Origin of the sequence: Streptomyces sp. NPDC085460, assembly GCF_044541975.1 — a bacterium.
GTDB lineage: Bacteria > Actinomycetota > Actinomycetes > Streptomycetales > Streptomycetaceae > Streptomyces.
The window spans coordinates 690,754-715,309 of the sequence record NZ_JBITTO010000001.1; the positions used below are offsets into that span (position 1 = coordinate 690,754).

General features: G+C 70.7%; 18 protein-coding genes. 1 reads left to right on the forward strand and 17 read right to left on the reverse strand.

Annotated elements, in window-relative coordinates:
- The first annotated feature begins 207 nt into the window (after window positions 1-207).
- On the forward strand, window positions 208-3,423 hold the full coding sequence (locus tag ACIGHB_RS02965; protein WP_399909008.1) for a bifunctional cytochrome P450/NADPH--P450 reductase: 3,216 nt from the start codon (window positions 208-210) through the stop codon (window positions 3,421-3,423).
- A 65-nt stretch (window positions 3,424-3,488) separates the two neighbouring features.
- Here the strand turns inward: ACIGHB_RS02965 and ACIGHB_RS02970 are convergent, their stop codons facing one another.
- The 17 genes from ACIGHB_RS02970 to ACIGHB_RS03050 all read right to left on the reverse strand — a co-directional run bounded on the left by ACIGHB_RS02970 (window position 3,489) and on the right by ACIGHB_RS03050 (window position 24,383).
- A complete protein-coding gene (locus tag ACIGHB_RS02970; RefSeq protein WP_399909009.1) occupies window positions 3,489-4,133 on the reverse strand; it encodes a TetR/AcrR family transcriptional regulator in 645 nt (214 codons plus the stop codon).
- A 51-nt stretch (window positions 4,134-4,184) separates the two neighbouring features.
- A complete protein-coding gene (locus tag ACIGHB_RS02975; protein ID WP_399909011.1) occupies window positions 4,185-6,374 on the reverse strand; it encodes a SpoIIE family protein phosphatase in 2,190 nt (729 codons plus the stop codon).
- 48 nt (window positions 6,375-6,422) lie between these two features.
- Window positions 6,423-7,289 (reverse strand): phytanoyl-CoA dioxygenase family protein, encoded by an 867-nt coding sequence (locus ACIGHB_RS02980; RefSeq protein WP_399909013.1) that lies wholly within the window; start codon window positions 7,287-7,289, stop codon window positions 6,423-6,425.
- Between the two features lie 186 nt (window positions 7,290-7,475).
- A complete protein-coding gene (locus tag ACIGHB_RS02985; RefSeq protein ID WP_399909014.1) occupies window positions 7,476-9,128 on the reverse strand; it encodes a transporter in 1,653 nt (550 codons plus the stop codon).
- The gene (locus ACIGHB_RS02990; protein WP_360308630.1) at window positions 9,125-9,355 is read right to left on the reverse strand and encodes a hypothetical protein; all 231 of its coding nucleotides are present in this window, start codon (window positions 9,353-9,355) and stop codon (window positions 9,125-9,127) included. The genes ACIGHB_RS02985 and ACIGHB_RS02990 overlap by 4 nt, the downstream gene beginning before the upstream one ends.
- Window positions 9,356-9,529: 174 nt before the next feature.
- A complete protein-coding gene (locus tag ACIGHB_RS02995) occupies window positions 9,530-10,630 on the reverse strand; it encodes a phosphotransferase family protein (RefSeq protein ID WP_399909017.1) in 1,101 nt (366 codons plus the stop codon).
- Window positions 10,630-11,868, reverse strand: a complete 1,239-nt coding sequence (locus tag ACIGHB_RS03000; protein ID WP_399909019.1) for an acyl-CoA dehydrogenase family protein — start codon at window positions 11,866-11,868, stop codon at window positions 10,630-10,632. The genes ACIGHB_RS02995 and ACIGHB_RS03000 overlap by 1 nt, the downstream gene beginning before the upstream one ends.
- A gap of 29 nt (window positions 11,869-11,897) precedes the next feature.
- Window positions 11,898-12,665: an SDR family oxidoreductase gene (locus tag ACIGHB_RS03005; protein WP_399909021.1), complete on the reverse strand. Its 768-nt coding sequence runs from the start codon at window positions 12,663-12,665 to the stop codon at window positions 11,898-11,900.
- Between the two features lie 3 nt (window positions 12,666-12,668).
- Window positions 12,669-14,339, reverse strand: coding sequence for a class I adenylate-forming enzyme family protein (locus ACIGHB_RS03010; RefSeq protein WP_399909023.1), 1,671 nt, complete (start codon window positions 14,337-14,339; stop codon window positions 12,669-12,671).
- Window positions 14,340-14,379: 40 nt separating this feature from the next.
- Entirely contained in the window at window positions 14,380-15,936 is a 1,557-nt protein-coding gene (locus ACIGHB_RS03015; RefSeq protein ID WP_399909025.1) for a long-chain fatty acid--CoA ligase, read from the reverse strand.
- Window positions 15,937-16,037: 101 nt separating this feature from the next.
- Window positions 16,038-17,294: an aspartate aminotransferase family protein gene (locus ACIGHB_RS03020; RefSeq protein ID WP_399909027.1), complete on the reverse strand. Its 1,257-nt coding sequence runs from the start codon at window positions 17,292-17,294 to the stop codon at window positions 16,038-16,040.
- Between the two features lie 17 nt (window positions 17,295-17,311).
- The gene (locus tag ACIGHB_RS03025; protein ID WP_399909028.1) at window positions 17,312-18,427 is read right to left on the reverse strand and encodes a Zn-dependent alcohol dehydrogenase; all 1,116 of its coding nucleotides are present in this window, start codon (window positions 18,425-18,427) and stop codon (window positions 17,312-17,314) included.
- Window positions 18,428-18,455: 28 nt separating this feature from the next.
- The gene (locus ACIGHB_RS03030) at window positions 18,456-19,814 is read right to left on the reverse strand and encodes an NAD-dependent succinate-semialdehyde dehydrogenase (RefSeq protein ID WP_399909030.1); all 1,359 of its coding nucleotides are present in this window, start codon (window positions 19,812-19,814) and stop codon (window positions 18,456-18,458) included.
- Window positions 19,815-19,840: 26 nt separating this feature from the next.
- Window positions 19,841-20,545, reverse strand: coding sequence for a transporter (locus ACIGHB_RS03035; RefSeq protein ID WP_399909032.1), 705 nt, complete (start codon window positions 20,543-20,545; stop codon window positions 19,841-19,843).
- A complete protein-coding gene (locus ACIGHB_RS03040; protein WP_399909034.1) occupies window positions 20,542-21,936 on the reverse strand; it encodes a flavin monoamine oxidase family protein in 1,395 nt (464 codons plus the stop codon). Before ACIGHB_RS03040 ends, ACIGHB_RS03035 begins: the two co-directional genes overlap by 4 nt.
- Window positions 21,920-22,855 carry an alpha/beta fold hydrolase gene (locus ACIGHB_RS03045; RefSeq protein ID WP_399909036.1) on the reverse strand — a complete coding sequence of 312 codons (936 nt, stop codon included), beginning with the start codon at window positions 22,853-22,855 and terminating at the stop codon, window positions 21,920-21,922. The genes ACIGHB_RS03040 and ACIGHB_RS03045 overlap by 17 nt, the downstream gene beginning before the upstream one ends.
- Window positions 22,848-24,383, reverse strand: a complete 1,536-nt coding sequence (locus ACIGHB_RS03050; RefSeq protein ID WP_399909037.1) for a flavin-containing monooxygenase — start codon at window positions 24,381-24,383, stop codon at window positions 22,848-22,850. Before ACIGHB_RS03050 ends, ACIGHB_RS03045 begins: the two co-directional genes overlap by 8 nt.
- Window positions 24,384-24,556 lie beyond the last annotated feature (173 nt).

The window sequence follows — 24,556 nt, forward strand, 5'->3', positions numbered from 1 at the left end:
AGGCGCTCGACATGGTCGACTGACCATGTCGCTTAACCGTGTCCAGTGACGGTGTCATCTGTCAAGCCGCTCCCGCCGGACGTTCGCGGCATGCTCCGAGTTCCGCTCTGCGACTGTGTCGTTCAGTACAGTCGCCCGACATGTTCACCTGACAAAGTCGCGTGTATGTTGGCTGGTGACTGCTGGAGTGCAACGAAAGGCACGCTCATGACTCAGGTGTCCGTAGGCGCGGCGCGGGCGATCCCCGAGCGCCCCCCGCTGCCCCTCGTAGGCCACGCGTTCAACGTTCCGGCGGGCGCGGACTTCCTGGCCTACCTGCTGAAGGAGTTCAGGGAATTCGGGCCCGTGTACCGGCTGCGGCTCTTCGGGAGGGACACCGTCATGGTCGGCGGCCTGGACCTCGTGACCGAGTTGTCGGACGAGACCCGCTTCCGCAAGCACGTGCACACCGACCTGGTCGAGGTCCGGGCTCTGGCCGGGGACGGTCTGTTCACCGCCTACAACCACGAGCCGAACTGGCGCAAGGCCCACGACATCCTGATGCCCGCGTTCTCACTCGGCTCGATGCGCAGCTACCACGCCCCCATGCTCCAGGTCGCCCGGTCGCTGATCGGCAAGTGGGACCGTCTGGCCGGGGTGCAGTCGGTGGACGTGCCCGACGAGATGACCCGGCTGACCTTCGACACGATCGGCCTGTGCGGCTTCGGCTACGACTTCGAGTCCTTCCGCCGCGACGACCTGCACCCGTTCGTCGAGGCGATGTCCCGGGCCCTCGTCTTCGCCCAGGAGAAGGGCGAGTCCATCCCGGGCTCCGAACTCTTCAAGAGGAAGAAGGTCGAGCAGTTCCGCGCGGACATCGACCTGATGACGGACCTCGTCGACGACGTGATCAGGGAGCGCCGTGCCTCCGGCGACACCGGCACGGACGACCTGATGGGGCTGATGCTGCACACGAAGGACCCCGTCACCGGCGAGCTCCTGGACGACGTCAACATCCGGCACCAGGTGATCACCTTCCTGATCGCCGGCCACGAGACCACCAGCAGTGCGCTCTCCTTCGCGCTGTACTACCTGACCAAGCACCCGGAGGTGCTCGCCCGGGCCCAGGCCGAGGTGGACGCCCTGTGGGGCGACACCGAGTCCCCGGACCCCCAGTACGGCGACATCGGCAAGCTCACCTACATCCGCCAGGTGCTCAACGAGAGCCTGCGGCTGTGGCCGACGGCGCCCGCGTACGCCGTCGAGCCGATCGAGGACACCGTCATCGGCGGCAAGTACCCCGTGCGCAAGGGTGAATCGCTGATGGTGATCGCCTCGGCGCTGCACCGCGACGCGGCCTGGGGGGAGAACGTCGAGCTGTTCGATCCCGAGCGCTTCACTCCCGAGCGGGAGGCGGCCCGTTCGGTGCACGCCTTCAAGCCGTTCGGCAGCGGCGAACGGGCCTGCATCGGGCGGCAGTTCGCTCTGCACGAGGCCACCCTGCTGCTCGGCCTGCTGGTGCACCGCTACCGCCTGATCGACCACACCGACTACCAGATGAAGATCAAGTCGACGCTGACGATCAAGCCCGACGGCTTCAGCCTGAGGCTCGCCCGCCGCACCAGCGACGAACGGCGCCTGCCCGCCGCCGCGGCGGCGGTCCCCGCCGAGGGCCGGACCGCGGCCGTGACGCGCCGGGCGAGCGGCACCGCGCTGACGCTGCTCCACGGCTCCAACCTCGGCACCTGCGCCGGCATCGCCCGCGACCTCGGCACGGACGGCGAGGAGCACGGCTTCGCCCCGACCGTCTCCCCCCTCGACGCGTACACGGAGCGGCTGGCCGGCTCCAAGGGACCGGTCGTCATCGTCGCCGCCTCCTACAACGGTCGCCCGACCGACGACGCCGCCGGGTTCGTCGCCTCCCTGGAGAACCTCGCCCCCGGCTCGCTCACCGGGCTGCGCTACGCCGTCCTCGGCGTCGGCGACCGCAACTGGGCCGCCACGTACCAGCGGATCCCCACCCTGATCGACGAGCGCCTGACCGCCGCCGGCGCCGTCCCGCTCCTGGAGCGCGGCAGCGCCGACGCCTCCGGCGACTTCGGCGGAGTGGTCGACCAGTGGACGGAAGACCTGTGGAAGGCGCTCCTGGAGGAGTACGGCGAGGCGACCGCCGGTGAAGCGGTCGGCCCCGCGCCCGAGGCGGAAGGGGAAGGACTCTACGAGCTGGAGGACACCTCGGAGTCGGTCCTCGGAGGTCTCGCCGAGCGCCACGGCGTCCAGCCGATGGAGGTCCTCGAAGCGTACGAACTCGTCGACACCGACCACGAACTGGGCCGCTCCAAGCGGTTCCTGCGGCTCCGGCTGCCCGAGGGCGTCACCTACCGCACCGCCGACCACCTCGCCGTCCTGCCCAGCAACCCCGAGGACCTCGTCCGGCGCGTAGCCGACCGCTTCGGCCTCGACCTGGACCGCACCGTCCGGCTGCGCGCCCGCCGCCGGAGCCGGGGCGCCCTGCCCGTCGACCGGCCGCTGACCCTGCGCCGCCTGCTCACCGACTTCGTCGAGCTCCAGGACGCGGCCACCCAGGAGCAGGTCGCCGTGCTCGCCGAGCACACCGACTGCCCGCCCGAGAAGCAGCCGCTCACCGCCCTCGCCACCGCCGATCCCGAGACCTTCCGGGAGCAGGTGACCGTCACGGGCCTCAGCGTCCTGGACCTCCTGGAGCGCTACCGCGCGTGCGAGCCGCCCTTCGAGCGCTTCCTGGAGCTGCTGCCGGTCCTGCGTCCCCGGCACTACTCGATCTCGTCGTCCGCCGCGGCCCGGCCCGGCGAGGCCGACCTGATGGTGTCGCTGCTCGCGGCGCCCCACAGGGCGGGCGAGGGCACCTTCCGGGGCATCGCCTCGCACTTCCTGCAGACCGTGGACGCGGGCGACGTGATCCAGGCCCGGGTCCTGCCGTGCAGCGAGTCCTTCCGCCTCCCCGAGGACACCTCCGTGCCGGTGATCCTGGTCAGCGCGGGCACCGGACTCGCGCCCTTCCGCGGCGCGGTCCTGGACCGCCACCACACGGGCTCGACCGGCACCCTGCTCTGCTACTTCGGCTGCGACCACCCCGACGTGGACTTCCTGCACCGGGAGGAGTTCGAGGCGGCCGAGGCAGCCGGTGCCGTCAGCATGCGCCCCACCTTCATGCACGCGCCCGAGGACGGCGCCCGCTTCGTGCAGGAGCGCATCGCCCGCGAGAGCGAGGAGGTGTGGTCGGTCCTGGAAGCCGGCGGACGCGTCTACATCTGCGGCGACGGCCGCCGCATGGCCCCCGCCGTACGGGAGGCGTTCATGGCGATCTACCGCGAGCAGACCGGTGAGAGCGACGAGCGGGCCGAGGCGTGGCTCGCCGCGCTCGTAGGATCCGGACGCTACGTCGAGGACGTCTGGGCCGGCTGATCCTCACACGGAAACGGTGGTGGGCGCACCTGGAAAGGTGCGCCCACCACCGTTCTCGCGTCGTGTCAGGCCGTCGGTACGTCAGGGGTCATCGGTACGTCAGGCAGATCGAGGTCCCCCTTGGCCAGCGCCACGGTGGCGCCCACCAGTGCCCTGAGTCCCGTCCGCTCGGTGGCCTCGTCCGGCAGGCACTGGAGGACCTGCATGGTGAGGCCGTCGAAGCCGGAGAGGAAGAACCGGGCCACCGTCTCGGGGGACTCGGCCAGTTCCTGCCCCGCCCTCTCGGCCGTCTCCGTGATCACCTGCGCGGTCACCTCTATGACCCGCCGGTAGTGGCTCTGCCGGGCCTCGTTGAGGCCGGGCACGCGCAGGGCGAACATGGTCAGCTCGCTGAGCAGCTGGTGGTGCGACGTCGGCTCGCGCACGGTGCCCCACAGGGCGCCCGCCAGGGCGCTGAAGGTCTCCTCGAAGCCCGCGTCCTCCGGCGCCGCCCGCCGCACCTGCGCGACCAGCTCGTCGGTGATCTGGTCCATGACGGCTCGGTACAGGTCCTCCTTCGTGCCGAAGGTGTAGTGGACGGTGGCCTGAGCGACGCCGAGCTCCGCGGCGATGGCGCGGGTGCTCCCCGCGGCGACGCCCTCCCGGGTCATGAGGTCGATGGCCGCCTTGATCAACTGGGGGCGGCGCTCCGCCGCGGAAACATGAGCCATAGGCCCACTATATCGACTTAGTCGATCGATCAAGTCGGCCTGGAGCAGGCGTTATGTCACTGCGGCCGTCGACGCTCTGTCTCCGGGGAGAGCCTGCTCGGCCCAGATGACCTTTCCCTCGCGACCGTGCCGCGTCCCCCAGCGCTCCGCGCACTGGGCCACGAGGAGCAGGCCGCGGCCGCCTTCGTCGTACATCCGGGCACGGCGCAGATGCGGGGCGGTGCTGCTGGCGTCGGAGACCTCGCAGGTGAGCGTCGACTGGAGGATCAGTCGCAGCTGGATCGGGCTCTTGCCGTAGCGGATCGCGTTCGTGACCAGTTCGCTGACGACCAACTCCGTGGTGAAGGACAGTTCCTCCACCCCCCAGGCCGTCAGGACGTCGGAGGCGAAGCGTCGGGCCCCGGACACGGCCGCCGGATCGGGCGGGAGGTCCATCGTGGCCACGTGGTCCGGGTCGAGGGCACGGGTCCGGGCGACGAGCAGGGCGACGTCGTCGGCGGGGCGGCCGGGCAGCAGTGCGGCCAGGAGCCGGTCGCAGATCTCCTCCAGTGAGTCCGGTGCCGAGGTGAGGACGTCGTGCAGAGTGGCGAGTCCTCGGTCCACGTCACGCGTGCGGCCGGCGATCAGCCCGTCGGTGTGCAGGACCAGCAGGCTGTCCTCCGGCAGCTCGAACTCCGCGGTTTCGAAGGGGAGTCCACCCAGGCCGAGAGGAGGTCCGATCGGTACCTCCGGCAAACCCTCGCTGATCTTCGAGGGGGTGACGACGGTCGGCGGGACATGGCCGGCACTGGCCAGCGAGCACCTGCGCGAGACGGGGTCGTAGATCGCGTACAGGCAGGTGGCGCTGGTCTCGCCCTCGTCCGGCGACTCCTCGCGCTGCATGCGGATGACCACGTCGTCCAGATGGGTGAGGAGTTCGTCGGGCATGAGGTCGATGTCGGCGAAGGCGCGGACGGCCGTGCGGAGCCGGCCCATGGTGGCGGCGGCGTGCAGGCCGTGACCGACCACGTCGCCGACGACCAGCGCGACGCGGGCCCCGGACAGGGGAATGACGTCGTACCAGTCGCCGCCCACGCCGGCGCGGGATCCGGCGGGCAGGTAGCGCGAGGCGGTTTCGACGGCCGCGTGTTGCACCGTGTTCCGGGGCAGCAGGGTCCGCTGGAGGGCGAGCGCGGTGGAACGCTCCTGGGTGTACCGGCGGGCGTTGTCGATGGACACCGCCGCCCTGGAGACGATCTCCTGCGCCAGCAGGAGGTCGTCGTCGTCGAAGGGGGCCGAGGTGCGGTGGCGTACGAACTGCACCAGGCCGAGGATCTCCCCGCGGGCGTGCAGAGGCACGAGGAGTACGGAGTGGAGACCGAGGTCGCGCAGCACTCGGCCGTGGGACTCCGACGGCGCCACCCACGGGGGCAGCTCGGTCCCCGCGATGTGGTGCAGGACGGACCGTCCGGTGGTCAGTGCGCGAACCGGTTCGGAGCCGTCGGGGTAGGTGTGGGTTCCACCGACGCGGAGCGGGGACTCCGGACAGTCGTCGAGGACGGAGCGCTGGGCGACGCGGCGCTGTGTCAGGGCCTCCGGCGGACCGGTGCCGGTCTCGTCGAGTGCGGAGTCGAGGAGGTCGACGGTGACGAGGTCGGCGAAGTCCTCGGTGCAGACCTCCGTCAGCTCCTCCGCGGTGCGGGAGATGTCGAGCGTGGTCCCGATCCGCTTGCTCGCCCTGTCGGTGAGGGCGAGCCGACGCCGCAGCAGACGGTCGCGTTCCTCCTGGTAGGCGGCGACGACCTCTTCCGAGGACCGGTCCACGTAGTCGAAACCGATTCCGACCAGCCTCACCGTGGCCTGGTTGATCATGTGCCAGTCGTCGGTGAGGCGGGGAGCTTCGGCCTGGAGCTGTTCGAGCAGGCTGAGATGGCCGAGGCGGTAGGCACGGAGGAGCCGGCTCACCGGGATCCCCCGGCGGGCGTAGAGGCGGGCGATGTCCAAGGCGGCCGGAGGAGCTTCCGGCGCGCTCGCGCCGGGGCGGGCCTCCAGGAGTTCCAGGAGGGCGGTGACGTGCTGGGCCGTCTCCTCCAGGGTCAGGTCCTCGATGTCCGCGTTCTCCCACAGCTCGGGGAACTCGCCGTTCAGGCGCTGGAGCAGCAGGGCGGCCAGCTTCTTCACCTGTGGTCTGAGGTGGCGGGCCAGCTGACCAAGGAACGCATCGACACCGGTTCCCATAGTGCGAATGTAAGGGAAAGCCATGACGTGCGCTCCTCGGACGGCTGCGGCGGCCTCTGATCGACCCGGACCTCAGAGACCGAGGTGGTCGCCCAGGTCGGCGTAGTCGACCTGCCACAGGCCGGGGGAGCCCGTGGGGTACTGGGAGCGGAAGCCGAGCATGCGCTGGACGCGCGGCGAGAGCGTCTTGGCGAGCTCCCTGTCGACGAGGAAGGGGTACGCCTCCTCGCCGGTGAGGAAGCCCGCGTTGAACGCGAAGGCGAGGCCACGCCGGTACTCGTCGCCGGTCCGGTTCGCCCCGCCGCCGTGCGCGGTCTTGCCGCTGAAGAGAAGGACGTCCCCGGCGTTCATGACGGCGGGGATCGTCTGCTCGGGGGTCCCGCGGTCCTCGTAGTCGCTCCAGTGGTTGCTTCCGGGGATGACGCGGGTGGCGCCGTTCTCCTCCGTGAAGTCGGTCAGGGCGACCAGGAAGTTGATGGTGACCTCCGGCCCGCCGGGCCCCATGCCGATGAACGGGAACCAGTTCTCCAGGTCGCGGTGGAGCATCTGCGCCTTGTTGCCGGGGCCGATCTCGATCACCTGGGCGGTGGTCATCCAGTACGTGCCCGACTCCTGGAGGAAGACCAGGTCGCTGATCTCGTGGACCAGGGGGTGGTCGATGATCTCGCTGCGGAACGTGGCGCTGTGCGTCACCAGGTTCGTGAGGCGCTTGGTGTTGCTGCCGTGGAACGCGGCCACGATCTCGTCCTCGTGGGTGGACCCCGGGGCGAGCGCCCGCAGCGGCTGTTCGATCTCGGTGTTGAAGCGGACGATCTGCTCCTGTGTCAGGAAGCCCTTGATGATGACGCCGCCGTCACGGGTCACGATCTCGAGGATCTCCTCCGCCGGCGTGTCGTTCGCCACGGACGTCAGCGCCTGGGTCTTCTTCTGGGTCGTCATGCGTGTCCTCTTCCTCGATCCGAAGCGCGGTTGATCAGGTGGGCTCGAAGGTCAGGCGTTTCCGCGTTGTTCCTGTGGTGGTCGTCTCACTGTCGCCAGCCGGTACCGCGGGCGAGAACGACAGCGGGCACCTGCTTCGCCCGGGCCCGGTGCACGATGCACCGTCCGGTCGCGGGCACGGCGGAGCTATCCGCTCACGGCGTCCTTGCCGGAATCGATGCGAGCTGCGGGGGCGCTACGGGCGGAAACAGGTCCCGACGCCGTGTGCCGGCGGTGTGTGGTCCGCTCCCAGGGACGCGTGCTGCCGAGCCATCCGAGGAGGAAGGCCGCCGGTACGGAGATCAGGCCGGGGGTGTGGAGCGGGAACAGGTTGAAGTCCTGCTCCGGCAGCAGCGCGTATCTCGTCCCGGACACGGCGGGGGAGGCGAGGGTCAGGAGGGAGCACAGGGACAGCCCTCCGTAGACGAGCCACAGCAGCCCGTGGCGGTTGAAGCCGGTCCACAGGAACGAGTAGACGACCGCGGGGAACACACATGTGGCCGCGAGGCTCAGCGAGAAGGCGAGGAGGAACTCGATGGGATAGCGGTGTACAGCGGTGGTGAGGAGGAGACTCACGACGCAGAGCACGACGACGGACAGCCGCAGGACCGCCGGCTCTCCGATCCCGATCCGGGCACGGCCCTTCCGCCCGAGCAGGTCGCGGGTCACGGAGACGGCGGCGGCGAAGGTCACGCTCGCCACGGCCGTGAGCACGGCGAGGAAGGCGACACAGGCCACGAGGGTGATGAGCACGACCCGGCCGGTGGAGTGGTGGGGGAGCACCTCCGACGCCAGGAGGATCGGGGCTCCCTGCCCCTTCGCGTCGACCGCTCCGATCCGTCCGCTGCCCACCACCGCGGCCGCGGCGAAGCCGGTCGTGATCAGCAGCAGGTAGAAGAGGCCGGTCAGCCCGACGGCGACGCTCAGCGAGCGCCGGGCGGCGGGCACGTCCCGGCCCGCGCTGACGCGGAGGATCAGGTGGGGCATCATCGCGGTTCCGAGGATGACGACGATGTGGTCACTGAGCGTGCCGAGCGATCCGCCTCCGGCGGAGTGTGCCCACAGCCCGGGGCTGAGGTATCCGCCCGGTGACACGCTCTTGTCCATGGCGGCCGACAGCAGGGATCCGGGACTCCAGTCGAAGGAGCGGAGCGCCAGCAGCGTCACCGCGGCGAGCGTCACCAGGGCCACGGGCACTTTGGCGACCTGCACGAAACTGGTGCCGCGCAGATCGGCCACCCCCGCGAAGCACGTGACCAGGAATCCCATCAGCACCGTGCACACCACCTGGGCCCCCTCGCTCGGCATGCCGATCAGAAGGGCGGTGGTGATGCCGCCGGCCCGTAGTTGCACCATGAGCAGGGGCACGGCGATGCACAGTGTCACCACGGCACCCGCGATCCGTACTCCCGGCCCCTCGGCGCGCAGGGAGAACAGCTCGCCCAGGGTGTAGCGGCGGGTCGCGCGCATCCTGGGGGCGAGGAGCAGGAAGACGCCGAGCGCGAGGGCGCTGTCGACGGCGGTCGAGACTCCGTCGTAGCCGAAGAGGGCGATGGCTCCCGGCAGCGAGACCAGGATGATGACCGTGATCTGTTCTCCCGCCATCGCGACGCCGTTGAAGACGGGCGGGAGGGACCGGCCGGCGACGTAGAGGCGTTCCGGGTCGTCGTCCTGCGTGGCGAGCGTGAAGACCCACAGCAGGCAGAGGCCGATGAAGACGAGGAAGGCGCTGATGACCGCGCCCCTCGCGGCGGTGCCGATGAGATCGGGCGAGCCGACGCTCAGGAGGTGCGTCGTCACCACGCGCCCCCGGCCGAACGCGCAGCGGTGGTCGCCGAGGCCGGTTCGAAGGAGGACGCGGCCCGCTTCTCGTACCACCAGGTCCCGCCGACGAGGACGACCAGCTGGGTGAGTGCCCACGTGATGCCGAGCGTGAGACGTCCGTACACGGAGATCTCTCCGAGAGTCGTGGAGCAGGAGAGCAGGACGCCGACGGCGAGCGGCAGCGCGTTGAGGGTGACCAGCATCCGTGTGTCGCGGGGGGAATGCCGGGAGGAATCGGAGGGCACGGGACCTCTCTCTGGAAGGACAGGGAAGACGGACTCGGCGCGAGGGCGCGCGGGACGGCGGCGTGACGTCGGAGCACGACGGCCCGGTCGTGGTGGGGCCGGTGAAGAGCCTCGTACCGCGGGCGTCGGACGTCAGCGGCGGCTGGTCGCGGTCAGGCCGGCGTAGTGCCCGGCCCGCTCCAGGAGCCGGGGGACACCCGTTTCGAGCGACGGTCCGAAGACCGTGTCATGCGGACGCTCGCCCCGCTGCCAACGGGTGTAGATGGCCTCGCAGAAGATCGCCGCCTTCCAGAGGGCGAGGGTCTGGTACCAGGGCAGCGGGGTGAGATCGAGGCCCGTGCGGCGCTGATAGCGCTCTGCCAGCTGACACCGGGTGAGGTAGCCGGGTGAACGGGTCACCTTGGTGAGTTCGAGCGGGGTGGCGGGGCTGCCGGCCTCGGACCAGGTGGCGGTGAGGTAGCCCAGGTCCGCGAGCGGGTCGCCGAGCGTGGCCATCTCCCAGTCGAGGATCGCGAGGACCTCGGCCGGGGCCTGCGGGGCGAACATGAGGTTGCCCATGCGGTAGTCGCCGTGCACCACCGAGGCCGACTGGCTCGTCGGCAGGTTCTGGGCGAGCCAGTCCGCGACGCGCTCCACCGCGGGCAGGCTGCGGGTGGTGTTGACCTCCCACAGGCCGCGGAAGCGTTCGACCTGGCGTCGCAGGTACCCCTCGGGGCGGCCCAGGGAGGCGAGTTCCCCCCGGGTGACGTCGAGGCTGTGCAGGGTGACGAGGGTGTCGACGACCGCCTCGCTGGTGGCCCTGCGCTGTTCGGCGGGGGAGAGGTGGGCCGGGATCGTGTCGGTGACGACCGTCCCGTCAAGCCGGCCCATGAGGTAGAACGGCACGCCCAGGACGCCTTCGTCCTCGCAGACCGCGATGATCTCCGGCACCGGCACCCCGTGCCCGTGGAGGAGCTTCTGGATGCGGGCCTCGCGCACCATGTCGTGCGTCGACTTCGGCAGCGGCGGGCGCGGGCCGCGGCGCAGGACGACGCACTCGCCGCCGCGTTCGATCAGGTAGGTGACGTTGGACTGGCCGTCGCCGATGCGCTGCCACGCGAGCGGCCCGCTGCCGATGCCGTGGGCGTCGAGGAAGCCGGTGACAGCGTCGAGGACCAGGAGCGGAGGGCTGTCGAGACGACGGGCCCGCTCGCGGCTCGCGACGACCTCCACGCCGTCGGGGACGGTGTGCATCACGTGCCCCCGTCCCGGCCGACGACGGCGTCGCCCAGGTAGCTCTCGCCGGCCCGGACCGCGGCGCTGCGGTCTGCCGACGCCCGACGGGCGATGGCCCACCGGTGGGTCTCGTTGGAACCGTCGTAGATGCGGAACGGGCGTACCTCGTTCAGGTACTGCGCCAGCGGGAGCCCGTCGGAGACGCCGTCCCCGCCGCAGATCTGGATCGCGCGGTCGATGACCCGGTGGATCGCCTCGGAGCAGTGGACCTTGGCGACCGAGGACATCGCCGAGCCCGTCTTCGGGTCGCGGTGCAGCAGGTTGGCGGTTTTGGTGATGATCGCGTCGGAGGTCTCGATGTCGATGACGGACTCGGCGATCAGGTGCTGCGCCAGGCCGAGCGTGTCGATCGGACCGCCGAACAGCTCCCGCTTCCCGGCCCGGTCGAGCGCGATGTCGTGGGCCCTGCGGGCCAGTCCCAGCCACCGCATGCAGTGCGTGAGCCGGGCGGGGCCGAGCCGCACCTGCGCGTACCGGAAGCCGAGTCCGACCTCGCCGAGGACCGCGTCGTCGGGGACGAAGCAGTTCTCCAGGTGCAGGTGCGGGTGGCCGCCGTCGATGGCGCGGTCGACGGTGTGGATCGCCTCGCCGATCCGGATCCCGGGGTTGGTCAGGTCGACGAGGAACATGGTGGCCCCCTCGGGGGAGCCGTCGACGGCCGGGGTGCGGGCCATGACGATGCAGAACGCGGCGCCGACGGCTCCGCTGGTGAACCGCTTGTGGCCGTCGATGATCCAGCCGCCGTCGGCGCGTACGGCGGTGGTCCGTAGCGCGGCCGGGTCGGATCCCGCTCCGGGATGGGGCTCGGTCATGCCGAAGCAGGACCGGACGTCCCCCGCCGCCAGAGGCGCGAGATACAGCTTCTTCTGCTCCTCGGTGGCGATGAGGTGGAGCATGTGCATGTTGCCCTCGTCGGGGGCCATGCAGTTGAGCACGCTGGGGCCGATCGGCGAGTAGCCGGCCTCCTGGAGGATCGGTGACCAGTGTTCGATGGGCAGGCCCTGCCCGCCGTACTCCTTCGGCACGAGCGGCGCGAAGACACCGGCCTCCTTCGCGGCGGTCTGGAGCCGGTCGCGGGTGGCCTGGTCGAGGCGTCCGCCGGGGGCGGGTTCGGCGTCGACGACGGTCTCGCGGATGAACCGGCGCGTGCGCTCACGCAGCTCCGCCAGCTCCGGCGGAAGGTCAGGGGTGGTCATGGCTGTCCTTTGTGGGAGGGGCGAGGTCGTTACGCGGTGCCGCCGGCGACCGTGAGGCCGCCGTCGACGGTGAGGACGTGGCCGGTGACCCAGGAGGCGTCCTCCGAGGCCAGGTACGCCACGGCGGAGGCGATGTCGGACGGCACGCCCAGGCGCCGCAGGGGGTAGTCGGCGGCCACCTCTGCCTCCCTGCCGTCGTACAGGGCTTCGGCGAACCGCGTCTTCACCACGGCGGGGGCGACGGCGTTGACCCGTATCTCGGGGCCGAGCTCGACGGCCAGGGTCCGGGTCAGGTGGGAGACGGCGGCCTTGCTCACGCCGTAGAGGCCGATGCCGGGGGAGGGAGTGTCGCCGGTGACGGAGGAGAGGTTCACGACGGTGCCCCGACGTCCGGTGAAACCGAGCTTCGGATGGGCCACGGCGTCCTGTACCCAGGCGAGGGTGGCCAGGACGTTGACCTCCAGCACCTTGCGGGCGACGTCGAGGTCCAGGCCGACGACGGGGCCGTAGGCAGGGTTGATGCCCGCGTTGTTCACGAGAATGTCCAGCCCGCCGAACTCGCGCGCCACGGTGTCCAGGACCTCGCGGCGGTGGTCGGGATCGTCCGCCCGGCCGGCGACGGTGACGACGCTGCCCGGGGAAAGCGTGGCGGCGGCCTCTTCGAGCGGGCCGGCCTTGCGCGCGGTCAGGCACACGCGCGCCCCTTCGGCGACGAGGCGTTCGGCGACGGCGAGACCGATGCCCCGGCTCGCCCCGGTGATGACGGCGGTGCGTCCGGAGAAACGATTCTGGCTCATGGATCAGTCCTTCGAAGGGGATACCGCTCCGGCGTCGCGGAGCTCGGCGCGCCGGATCTTGCCGCTCTGGGTCTTGGGCAGGTCGGACAGGAAACGGATCGCGCGTGGACACTTGTAGGCCGCCAGCCGCTCACGCGTGAACGCGATCAGCTCGTCCGCCGTGGCGTTCCGGCCCGTCTTGAGGGAGACGTAGGCGACGACGGTCTCGCCGCGGTACGCGTCCGGCCGGCCGACGACCGCGGCTTCGAGGACCGACGGATGCTCGTACAGCGCGTCCTCGACCTCGCGCGGCCAGACCTTGTACCCGGACACGTTGATCTGGTCCTTGAGCCGGTCCACCAGGTAGACCCAGCCCTCCTCGTCGATCACCGCGACGTCACCGGTACGCAGCCGGCCCTCCGGCATCGTCCGACGGGTGGCCTCGGGCTTGCCCCAGTACCCGGGCACCACCTGCGGCCCGCTCAACTCCAGCTCACCCTGCTCACCGGGGGGCACCGGGTCGCCGTGCAGTCCCACGACGCGCGCGGTGACATGCGGCAGCGGCTTGCCGACGGACAGCGTCCCGCTCGGCAGGTGCACCGGCGCCCGCGAACCCGGCGGCACGGCGATGACGGCGGACGTCGTCTCGGTCATCCCGTAGCCGTTGTGGAGGTAGACGCCGAACCGCTCCCGGAACCGCTCGACGGTCGCCGGCGGGATCGGCGCGCCCCCGGAGTACAGGGCCTTCGCCGTCGCGAAGTGCTCCGGTCCGGCCTGCGGCAGCTCGTAGATCGCGTTGTACGCGGTGATGGAGCCGATCGTGTAGGTCACCCCCTGCTCGGCGAAGGTCTCCAGGGCGACCTCGGGGTGGAACCGGCCCGCCAGGACGAGCGTGGTGTCGGTGAGCAGGGAGATCGTCGCGTTGACCACCGCCCCGGTGATGTGGAACAGCGGGGCCATGGCGAACACGACGTCCCCGTCGCCCACACCCATCCACGACGCGCAGGTCCCCACCACGCTCAGCACGTTGCCGTGGGTGTTCATGGCACCCTTCGGCGGCCCCGTCGTCCCCGAGGTGTACGTCAGGAACGCGACGTCGTCACGGGTCAGTTCCCTGGCGGAGGGACCGCGGCCCTCGAACTCGCCGATCAGCGCCACCAGGTCGCCGTCCGGCGCGGGCGCCAGACGTTCCGCCGTCGCGAAGACCCGCGGATCGTTCCGCGACTGGTAGTCCAGCGCCGACGTGCTGACCAGCCACCGCACCGAACTCCCCGCCAGCGTGCCGAGCGTCTCGTGGACGTCCTCGTCCGCGCAGACGACGCCGACGGTCCCGGAGTCCTCCACGATCCGGCGGAGTTCCCGGCCCCGGTACATCGGGTTGAGTCCCAGCGCCGTGGCCCCCAGCTTCCACAGGGCCAGCAGCACCAGCGCGTACTGCGGAACGTTCTGCAGGTACACCCCGACGCGGTCGCCCCGGCCGGTCCCGCGGGCCTCGAACGCGGCGGCCAGGGCGTCCGACGCCGCGTCCACCTCCCGCGCGGTCAGGGCGCCGTCGAAGAAGCGGAGCGCGATGCCCTCCGGGTTCTTCGCCACGCGTGCCTTCCAGGCGGCCACGAGCGAGCCGGGAACCGTGCCCGGACCCGTACCGGATCCGTCGAGGAACACGTCCCGCTGCCGGCCCTCATTCACTGTCATCTGCCGTCCTTCCCACCCATGTCGGCGCGCGGCGCGCCGGTCACGTGAGCTCGCGCTTGAGGATCTTTCCGGTGGACGTCATCGGCAGCGTCGGCACGATCTCCACGATGCGCGGGTACTTGTAGCCGGCCATCTGCTCCTTGCCCCAGGCGACCAGCTCGTCGGGGCGGGCCTCGGCGCCGCGTTCGAGGATCACGAACGCCTTGATCTCCTCGCCGTGGCTCTCGTGCGGCACGCCGACGACGGCGGCCAGGCTGACCGCCGGGTGCGTCATCAGGACCTCCTCGATCTCGCGCGGGTAGACGTTGAAGCCACCGCGGATGATCAGATCCCTTGCTCGGTCGACGATGTAGTAGAAGCCGTCCTTGTCCCTGCGGGCCAGGTCGCCGGTGCGGAACCAGCCGTCCCTGACGGCGTCGGCGGTGGCCTCGGGGCGGCCGTGGTAGCCCTTCATCACGTTGTGGCCCTTGACCGCGATCTCCCCGATGGCGCTGCCCGTGCCGTCGTCCTCGACCTCCGACCAGTCCGCGTCGACGAGCTTGACCTCGACGCCCCAGATCGGCACGCCGATCGACCCGGGACGGGGCTCCCGCGCCGGATCGCTGAAGGTCACCACCGGCGAGGTCTCGGAGAGGCCGTAGCCCTCCAGGACCTGGACGCCCAGCCGCTGCCTGACCTGCTTGACGATCTCCGCGGGGAGCGAGGCGCCGCCGGAGACGCCGACGCGCAGGTTCCTCGCGATGCGCTCGACGTCGACGTCGTCGGTGAGCGCCTGCAACAGGCCCCACCACATGGTGGGGACGCCCGCGAAGAAGGTGATGTCCTCCTCCTGCATCAGGGACACCGCCTGCCGGGCGTCGAACCGCGGCAGCAGCACCAGTGTGCTCGCCGTCGAGAAGCCGGCGTTCAACTGCACGGTCGCGCCGAAGGAGTGGAACAGCGGCAGCACGACCAGATGGGTGTCCAGGGCCGGCCGGTTCTCCAACAGCCGGTTGACCGCGAGGGCGTTGAGCACCAGGTTGGCGTGGCTGAGTTCGGCGCCCTTCGCCTGCCCCGTCGTACCGCTCGTGTAGAGCAGCACGGCCGGGTCGTCCCCCGACGTTCCGATGCTGTCGAACGTCGCCGCGGTTCCCCGCAGCGCGGCGCCCATGGTCTCGACGCCCTCGATCGGGCTCTCCGCCGCGGGATCGGCGGTGATGAGGAAGAAGTGCTCGCAGCCCGGGGTCCCGGCGAACCCGGCGTGGCCCTCCGCACCCATCGGCAGGCCCTCGCCGCCCTCGAAGCAGAAGTACGCCTTCGCCTCCGAGTCGGCGAGATGGTAGGCGACCTCCCGGCCCTTGAGCAGGATGTTGAGCGGTACGACGACGGCGCCGGCCTTGAGGATCCCGTAGTAGACGATCGGGAACCAGGGCACGTTCGGACAACTGAGCGCGACCTTGTCGCCGGGCCAGATGCCGCGGTCGACCAAGAGGTTGGCGACCTGATTGGCGGCGGCGTCGATCTGGGCGTAGGTGAGACGCGTCGTGCCGAGGACGACCGCGTCCCGGTCCGGGTGCGTGCGGGCGGAGTCCTCGAGCAGGACCGAGAGGTTCAGCATGGTGCCATTTCCGGAAAGGTGGACCGGGCCAGGCCGCGGAGGAACAGAACACGCGGCCTGGCCCGGAGCGGGTGGGGGTTACGCGTGGCTCGACGCGGACGTCACAGCGTCCGCAGGAGCCGGTCGAGGGCCTCGGCCGTCGCCTCGACGTCGGCGGTGGTGTGCGCCGTGCTGAGGAAGACCTTGCCGGACGGCATGAAAAGGAAGCCCTGCCGCAGCATCCCTTCGAGGATCACCGCCCAGAGCCCGCTCGTTCCGTGAAGCCCCGTGGCGCCCCCGGCGGGGACGTACTGGAGGAGCGAGCCGACCCGGTTGAAGCTGCCGAAGTCGGGCGACGAACCGAGAACGGCGCCGACGACGGCTTCGAACTCGGACGAGATCCGTTCGAGTTGCTCGTAGACCGAGGGATCGGCCAGGACGCGCATCGTCGCCGCGACGGCCGCCAGCGCGATCGGGTTGGCGTTGAAGGTCCCGGCGTGCACGACGCCGGAGGTCACCTGATCGACCAGCTCCGCCCGGCCGACGACGGCGCTCTGGGTGAAGCCTCCGGCCATCGCCTTCCCGAAGACGGACAGGTCGGGCAGCACGCCGTACTTCTCGGCCGCCCCGCCCCGGGCGATCCGGAACCCGGCGATCACCTCGTCGAAGACGAGGACGACGCCGTGCCGGTCGCAGAGGGTCCGCAGCGTCGACAGGAACTGCGGTGTGGGCGCTTCCACGCCGGCGTTGCTCATCACCGGGTCGACGAGCACGGCCGCGATGTCGCGCTCGACGGCCTCGCCCAGCAGACGCTCGGCCAGCCGTACGTCGTTGAAGCGCGCCACGACCAGGTCGTCGAGGACGCTGGCCGACTGTCCCGCCCCACCGGGGGTGGCGGGGCGGTCGCAGTCGTCCTCGGACATCCCGGCGTACACGGTGTCGTGCCAACCGTGGTAGCTCTTGGCGAACTTGAGGACGCGGCGCCGCCCGGTGGCGGCGCGCGCGAGGCGCAGCGCCACCTGCACCGCCTCGGTCCCCGTGTTGCTCCACAGCAGTCGCTCGCCGTGCGGCACCGCTGCGAGGACCGCTTCCGCCGCGAGGTACTCCAGCGGGTGGCCGGTGCCGACGACCTGCATCTTCGTCGCGACCTCGGACACCGCCGACAGCACGCGCGGGTCACCGTGACCGAGGACGAGCGGCCCCCAGGCCATCACGTAGTCGACGTACCGGTCGCCGTCCAGGTCCCAGACGTGTGCGCCCCGCGCCTCGCGCACGAAGAGCGGATGGGGTGGCATCGCGGCGCGCAGGCCCGACCCCACGCCCCCGCCGACGCTGCGGAGGGTTCGCTCGAAGGCCGAGCGGGATGATTCCAGGGCCATGAGATCGCCCCTCCCTTTCAGTACGTGATCACCGAGCGGATGCCGATGCCGCGCTTCATCTGGTCGAACGCCTCGTTGACGTCCTTCAGACCGATCACGCTCGTCACCAGGGAGTCGAGATCGATGCGGTCGTTCATGTAGTGGTCGATCAGCAGCGGGAAGTCGGAATCCGGCGTGCTGGAGCCGTAGTTCGAACCGATGAGCGAGAGCTCCTGGTCGGACATGACGAAGGGGTCGATGGAGACCTTCAGGCCGTCCGCCACCTGCCCGGCGACCACCGCCGTGCCGCCCCGGGCCAGGACCTCGTAGGCCGCCTCGATGGTGCGGGGCAGTCCGATGGCCTCGATGGCGATCTCCACACCGCGTCCGTCGGTGAGCTGTCGCACCCGGTCCGCGAAGTCCTCGCGGCCGTTGTTGATCAGGTCGGTCGCGCCGAAGACGCGCGCCTGCTCCAGCTTCTCGTCGGAGATGTCCGCGGCGATGATCTTCCGCGCGCCGGCGAGCCGGGCCCCCTGGATCGCGTTCAGGCCGACGCCGCCGCAGCCGAGGACCAGCACGGTGTCGCTCGGCCGCACGTCGGCGGTGTTGACGGCGGCGCCCACACCGGTCGTGACGGCGCATCCGACCAGAGCCGCCTGCGGGAACGGGGCGTCGTCCCGGATGGCGATCGCTCCCGATTCGGGCACGAGGGCGTACTGACCGAACGTTCCCAGGCCCGCGAAGCTGAGGATGTCGTCCCCGTCGGCGGACGTGATCCGGGGCCGGCCGTCGAACGACAGGTGGTTCGCCGAGTGCTGCCTGACCATGTCGCAGAGGACGGGCCTGCCGCTGACGCAGTAGCGGCAGCGGCGACAGGAGGGCGTCCAGGACAGCACGACGTGGTCGCCCTTCTTCAGCGTCGTGACGCCCGCGCCGACACTCTCGACGGTTCCGGCTCCCTCATGGCCGAGGATCATCGGCGAAGGAACCTGCCATTCGCCCAGGAGGACGTGGAGGTCGCTGTGGCACACCCCGCTCGCCCGGAGCCGCACGAGCACCTCGCCGGGCGGAGGCGTCGAGGGGATCGCCACCCGCTCGATGGTCAGCGGTTCGTTCGGCGTCCTGAAGACGGCGGCGTCGAACTCGATCGTCATGAAAGTCTTCCTTCCGTGTGGGGGGCGATCACGTCCGAGCGGTACGGATGAGCTTCTTGTTGGCGAACTCGTCGATGCCCGGCCGGCCGAGCTCGCGGCCGAAGCCGGACAACTTGACGCCCCCGAAGGGCAGTTCCGCGCCGTCGAGGCCGACGCCGTTGATGAAGACCATGCCGGCCTCGATCCTGTCGGCGACGCGCAGCGCCTGCTCGGCGTCCGTCGTGAACACATAGGAGCCAAGGCCGTACGGGGTGTCGTTCGCCAGCTCGACGGCCTCGTCCTCGGAGGCGACGCGGTAGACGGTCGCGACAGGGCCGAAGAGCTCCTCGGTGGCCGACGGCGACGCCGGGGAGAGGCCGGTCAGCACGCCGGGCGGGAAGTACGCCCCTTCGCGCTGCCGCGCGGAGACGAAGGTCGCCCCCTCGGCGACGGCGCGCCCGACCTGCTCCTCGACGTACTCGGCGGCGGCGACCGAGGAGAGCGGCGCCAGGTCGTCGGTCAGCGCGAGCACCTTCTCGGTGAACCTGTCGAGGAAGGCGTCGTAGACGTCCTCGGCGACGATGAAGCGCTTCCCGGCGTTGCACGCCTGCCCGGCGTTCTCGAACCGCGCCTCGACCGCCGCCTGGACCGTGGCGTCGAGGTCGTCGGTCGACAGCACGATGAAGGGGTCCGAGCCGCCCAGTTCGAGCACCACCTTCTTGAGGCTGCGCCCGGCCTTCTCCGCGACCTCCGCGCCGGCCCGCTCCGAACCGGTGAAGGAGACGCCCCGCACGCGGGGGTCGGCGATGGCGCGGCCGATCTGCTCCCCGGTGGCGTGGACGTTGACGTAGCAGCCCTGGGGGAAGCCCGCGTCCGTGAACAGCTGCTGGAGAGCCGCGGACGACTCCGGACACTGCGACGCGTGCTTGAGCACGATGGTGTTGCCCAGCGCGAGGTTGGGCGCGGCGAACCGGGCCACCTGGTAGTACGGGTAGTTCCAGGGCATGATTCCTAGCAGCACGCCGACCGGCTGGCGGCGGACGAAGGCGGTGCCCTCTCCCTCCAGGAGCTCGATCGGTTCGTCGGTGAGGAACTTCTCCGCGTTCTCGGCGTAGTACCGGTAGATCGAGGCGCTGAACTCGACCTCCCCGACGGCCTCGTCCACCGGCTTGCCCATCTCCCGGTGGATGATCTCGGCGAGCTGCCGGCCGCGCTCGTCGTGCAGGGTGGCGACGGTGTGCAACAGCTGGGCGCGCTGTGCCACGGAGGTCTGCCCCGACCAGTGCGCGTATGCCTGTGCCGCCGCGTCGATCGCCGCGTCGACGGTCTCGTCCGTCGCGGTGGGGTACTCCTTGACCAGCTTGCCGGTGGCAGGGTCGACCACCGCGTACACGTGTCGCTTCGCCATACTGACTCCTTCGTCGTGATGCGGTTTCATGCGGGGGCCCCGGCCGTGCGGGCCGGGTTCGAGTCCAGGGCCGCGTCGCGGTCGTGCAGCGCGCGGTAGGCGCGGAAGTAGACGAATCCCTGGGTGCCCCAGGTCGCCAGCGCGGCGGTGTAGAAGATCGTGCGGTTCGCGTCGTCGAACGGCAGCGGGAAGAAGTCGTACGTGATCGCGATGGTGGTCCCGGCGGCCGTGACCAGTCCGGTCCAGACCGCCGGCCACTTCGCGCCCGCCTTCCAGAGGCGCTTGGCGAAGTACCCGAGGAAGACCGCCGTGAGGAGGTTGACGACGACGTAGAACACGGAGACCCAGAACGCACCGCGGTCGGTGTCGAGATCCGCGCCGTGGAAGGGGCGGAGGAACAGGGCGGCCACGATCGCGACCCCGAACACGGTCACGTCGACGCCGCGGCTCGGCTTGTAGCGATGGGTGACCTTCATCAGGCCCAGGACCAGGATGAGGGTGATGCCGACCGACCTGGAGAACGCGTCGAAGAAGTACGCCAGGTCGTACAGGACGCTGTCGCTCTCGGCCCCGAGCAGCGACCAGAGCAGGAAGTTGGTGCCCGACGTGGCGACGACCATCCATTCGAGGCCCAGGAGGTAGTTGCCGTAGCGGCGGATGAATTTCCAGCCGTAGAAGTAACCGGCGAAGATCATCCACAGGTCGGCCAGCAGGAACAGCGTCTCCTTCATCGGGACGCCCCCTCTCGGACGTCGCGGGACAGCAGGGTGAGGACGCTCTCGGCGGTGCGCTGGCCCGTCAGGACCGCGCCGTTCATGGTTCCGGCCCATTCGCCGGCGGTTTCGGAGCCCGCCCAGTGGACGCGCCCGTGGGGCTCGCTCAGCGCCTTGCCGAAGCTCGTGGTCGCGTAAGGAGCGACGGCGGGATTGGGGCCGCCCGGGGCGAAGGGCTCCGCTCCCCAGCAGTGGTCCACGTAGTCGATCGGCGTGAGCGCCTGCGGACCGTAGAGGTCGGCGAGCTGCCGGACCACCCGGTCGCGCCGCGTCTCGGGGCCGAAGCCGTCGAAGACGCGCGGATCGCAGAAGGCCATCAGGACGCCCGGTCCGCCGGGGGCGGGGGACACGTCGAAGGTGATGAACACGGTCCCGGTGTCGGTCACCGCCTCCCCGGAACAGCCGTCGGTCCGCCAGAACGGCCTCTCGTAGGCCACGAACGCCTTGCTCAGCACGCCCATGCGCCAGGTCCGCGTGAGCCCTTCGCCCCGTTCGGACAGGGCGGGCTCGAAGGCGATGGCGGCGCGGTGCGCCGGCGAGGCCGTGACGATCGCGTACCGGGCCCGGATCTCGCCGGAGTCGGTGCGGACGGTGACGCCGTCGTCGTCCTGTGCGATGCGGCGCACCGGTGTCTCCAGGCGCACGCGGTCACCGAGCCGCTCCGCCACCCGCTGGGCGATCTCCTGGGTGGTCTCGACGATCCGGTCCTGCTGCTGGCCGCCCTCGACGTCCAGCATGTGGTCGAGCCCGCCCGCCGAACGGATGTAGCGCAGTGCGTGCAGCAAGGACACGTCTCCCGGGGTGCAGCCCCACTGCACCTTGCTGATGACGGTCATCAGCGCGCGGGTGCCGGGCAGCGCGTTCTTCCGGTCGAGCCACTCGCCGAACGAGACGGCGTCGAGCCGGCCGGCCCCCGGCGTCTCCCACGCCGCGTCCACGTCGACGGTCGCGACCAGCTTGTTCACCGCCGCCTGCATGCGCGCCATGTCCACCAGGGCCGCGGGGGAGACCTTGGGAATGGTGCCGCTGTAGGTGCGGCGCCGGCCCGCCATCCACAGCACGTTGCGGCCCTGGGCGAACTGGTCGGTGGTGGTACACCCCACCCGGCTCGCGAGGTCCCGGACGGCGGTGTGGCGCCGGGCCACCCACGTCGCCCCGAGGTCGACCTTCACGCCCGCCACCTCGCCGGAGAGCGAGCGGCCTCCGACCCGGTCGCGGCCTTCCACGACCAGAACCGACCGCCCCGTGCTCACCAGTCGCTCCGCCGCGCTCAGACCGGCGAAACCGGCACCGACGACCACGACGTCGACCGTGGTGCTCCCGGAGCGGGGCTCACGAGATCCGGACATGACTGCCTCCTTCACCCACGCGGGTCGCGTGCTGCGCGATGTAGGTCGTGACGGGGCCGACGAGGGACTCGGGGAGGTGATGGCCCATGCCGGGGATGACCACGTGCTGGGCCGAGCGGATCGCCTTGACCGTCGCGGCGCCGCCGCTCGGGCTCACCAGCGGGTCCCGGTCGCCGTGGATGACCAGCGTCGGGGCGGTGATCCGGCTCAGCTGGGCCGTCCGGTCCCCGGAGCGCTGGATGGCCTGGATCTGGCGCGCCGTGCCGGCCGCCGGGTCGCCGCCGCTGCGGTCCCAGCCGCGCGCCGCGACGGCCGCCTCGGCCGCGTCGTCGATGGGGTGAGCCGTTCCCGCGATGTGACGGGTGAGCCTCAGGTGGGCACGGACCGCCGCGGTTCTGTTCCTCGCCGGCGGCGCGGCGAGGAGCCGGATCGTCGACAGCGTCGGCTGACCGACCTCGCGCGCCCCGGTCGTGGAGTAGAGGGAGGCCAGCGACAGGACCCGCTCGGGCGCCGTGGCCGCGATCGTCTGCGCGATCATCCCGCCCATCGACCGCCCGACCAGGTGCACCCGCGCGATCCCGAGATGGTCGAGTACACCGACGGCGTCCTGGGCCATGTCGGCCAGCGCGTACGCGTCGCCGCGCGGACGCGCGGCGATCTGACGCCAGAGCCCGGGAGGGGGCGAGGCGACGAACGTCGACTGGCCGGCGTCACGGTTGTCGATCGCGACGACCCGGAAACCGTGGGCGACGAGCGAGCCGACGAACGAGTCGGTCCAGAAGGTGAGGTCCTCGCCCAGTCCCGCGATGAGCAGCATCACGGGGTCGTCCTTGTCGCCGTGGTCCCGGAAGCAGATCGTCATCCCGGACGGCAGGGTCGCGTACTGGTCGGCGCTCTCGACGGCGCTCGTCTCAGGCACGGGTGGCTCGCCTCCCGCCGGGTGCCGGCGCGGCCGCCCGGCGGGCGCCGAACCGGAGGTTCTCGTCGGCCACCGGGCCGCGCAGCGCCCTGGCGTCCTCGGGGTAGGACATCGCCATCCGCCAGGGCTTCTCGGGGCCCTGCTTGGGCAGGAGCTTCTCGCCGCGCTTGGCGTACCCGGCCTGGAGGTCCATGACGGGCCTGCGGTCCGTTCCCGGCGGCGCGACCGGAACCACCGTGTCGTATCCGCGGGCGTCCATGTGCCTGACCAGGTCGATGAAGTAACGGCACATCAGGCTCACCTTGAGCGTCCAGGACGAGGTGGTGTAGCCGATCGCCATCGCCCAGTTCGGCATCCCGCTCAGCAGCATGCCGCGGTAACAGAGCGCGTCCGCGATGTCGACCTGGTGCCCGTCGACCACGAGGGGCATGCCGTCGAAGAGCCGCAGGTTCAGCCCCGTCGCGGTGACGATGATGTCGGCTTCCAGCTCCTCACCCGACGCCAGGACGATTCCGCGCTTGCTGAACCGCGCCACCGCGTCGGTGACGACGGAGGCCCTTCCGTCCTTGATCGCGTCGAAGAAGTCGCCGTTCGGTGCCACGCACACCCGCTGGTCCCACGGGTCGTACGGCGGGTTGAAGTGCTTGTCGACGTCGAATCCCCGGGGAAGGCGCTTGACGTTCTCGCGCCGGATGAAGGCCCGTCCTGCCTTGGGGAAGGTCCGCAGGCCCTTCACGACGGCGTGCTCGGTCCAGATGTTCTTGAACCGCGTCACGGCGTACCCGCGTTTTTCCCCGAGCAGCTTCGTGAGCGCCAGGGCGACCTTGTCGACGCGGGGGAGCGCCATGACGTAGGTGGGGGTGCGCTGCAGCATCGTCACGTGCCGGGCGGCGCCCGCCCCGGTGGTCATGGCCGGCACCAGCGTGATCGCGGTCGCGCCGCTGCCGATGACGACGACCTTCTTGTCGCCGTAGTCGAGTCCCTCGGGCCAGTGCTGCGGATGGACGATCCGGCCCTCGAAGTCGTCCCGTCCCTGGAACTCCGGGGAGAACCCCTCGTCGTACCGGTAGTAGCCGGTGGCGGCGAAGACCCATCCCGCGTGGATCGTCCTGGTCCGGGTCGCTCCCGTGGCGGGGTCCGACGTCTGGACGGTGAGGGTCCACCGTGAGTCCGCCGTGGACCACTCCGCGCGGACGACCCGGTGGCCGAGCCTGAGGACGCGCTCCAGGCCGTTCTCCTCGACGGTCTCGTGGAGGTACTCCTTGATGAGGGGAGCGTCGGCGATCGCGGCTTCGTGGCGCCAGGGCTTGAACGCGTATCCGAACGTGTGGAGGTCGGAGTCCGAGCGGATGCCGGGATAGCGGAACAGGTCCCATGTGCCTCCGATGTCGTCGCGCGCTTCCAGTACGGCGAGCGACTTGTCGGGCAGCTCCCGGCTGACATAGGTGGCCGCGCCGATTCCGGAGATCCCGGCTCCGATGATCACCACGTCGAACTCCTCGACGGCGTCCAACACCTCAGCTGTCATGGCGTTTCCTCGCTGTTCCTGTGGCGGTTGCCTCACTGTCGCCAGCCAGGACCGCCCGCGAGAACGACAGCGGGCACCTCCTTCGCCAGGGCTCGGTGCACGATGCACAGGCGGACCGGGCCGTTGCGCCCCTGCGGGTGCGGGTGCGGGAGCGGGCTGGTGGAGGTTTGCCC

Excerpts from the sequence above, each read along its gene's own strand:
- ACIGHB_RS02965 (WP_399909008.1), top strand. The coding sequence starts at position 208 with ATGACTCAGGTGTCCGTAGGCGCGGCGCGGGCGATCCCCGAGCGCCCC.
- ACIGHB_RS02970 (WP_399909009.1), bottom strand. The coding sequence starts at position 4,133 with ATGGCTCATGTTTCCGCGGCGGAGCGCCGCCCCCAGTTGATCAAGGCG.
- ACIGHB_RS02975 (WP_399909011.1), bottom strand. The coding sequence starts at position 6,374 with ATGGCTTTCCCTTACATTCGCACTATGGGAACCGGTGTCGATGCGTTC.
- ACIGHB_RS02980 (WP_399909013.1), bottom strand. The coding sequence starts at position 7,289 with ATGACGACCCAGAAGAAGACCCAGGCGCTGACGTCCGTGGCGAACGAC.
- ACIGHB_RS02990 (WP_360308630.1), bottom strand. The coding sequence starts at position 9,355 with ATGCTGGTCACCCTCAACGCGCTGCCGCTCGCCGTCGGCGTCCTGCTC.
- ACIGHB_RS02995 (WP_399909017.1), bottom strand. The coding sequence starts at position 10,630 with ATGCACACCGTCCCCGACGGCGTGGAGGTCGTCGCGAGCCGCGAGCGG.
- ACIGHB_RS03000 (WP_399909019.1), bottom strand. The coding sequence starts at position 11,868 with ATGACCACCCCTGACCTTCCGCCGGAGCTGGCGGAGCTGCGTGAGCGC.
- ACIGHB_RS03005 (WP_399909021.1), bottom strand. The coding sequence starts at position 12,665 with ATGAGCCAGAATCGTTTCTCCGGACGCACCGCCGTCATCACCGGGGCG.
- ACIGHB_RS03010 (WP_399909023.1), bottom strand. The coding sequence starts at position 14,339 with ATGACAGTGAATGAGGGCCGGCAGCGGGACGTGTTCCTCGACGGATCC.
- ACIGHB_RS03015 (WP_399909025.1), bottom strand. The coding sequence starts at position 15,936 with ATGCTGAACCTCTCGGTCCTGCTCGAGGACTCCGCCCGCACGCACCCG.
- ACIGHB_RS03020 (WP_399909027.1), bottom strand. The coding sequence starts at position 17,294 with ATGGCCCTGGAATCATCCCGCTCGGCCTTCGAGCGAACCCTCCGCAGC.
- ACIGHB_RS03025 (WP_399909028.1), bottom strand. The coding sequence starts at position 18,427 with ATGACGATCGAGTTCGACGCCGCCGTCTTCAGGACGCCGAACGAACCG.
- ACIGHB_RS03030 (WP_399909030.1), bottom strand. The coding sequence starts at position 19,814 with ATGGCGAAGCGACACGTGTACGCGGTGGTCGACCCTGCCACCGGCAAG.
- ACIGHB_RS03035 (WP_399909032.1), bottom strand. The coding sequence starts at position 20,545 with ATGAAGGAGACGCTGTTCCTGCTGGCCGACCTGTGGATGATCTTCGCC.
- ACIGHB_RS03040 (WP_399909034.1), bottom strand. The coding sequence starts at position 21,936 with ATGTCCGGATCTCGTGAGCCCCGCTCCGGGAGCACCACGGTCGACGTC.
- ACIGHB_RS03050 (WP_399909037.1), bottom strand. The coding sequence starts at position 24,383 with ATGACAGCTGAGGTGTTGGACGCCGTCGAGGAGTTCGACGTGGTGATC.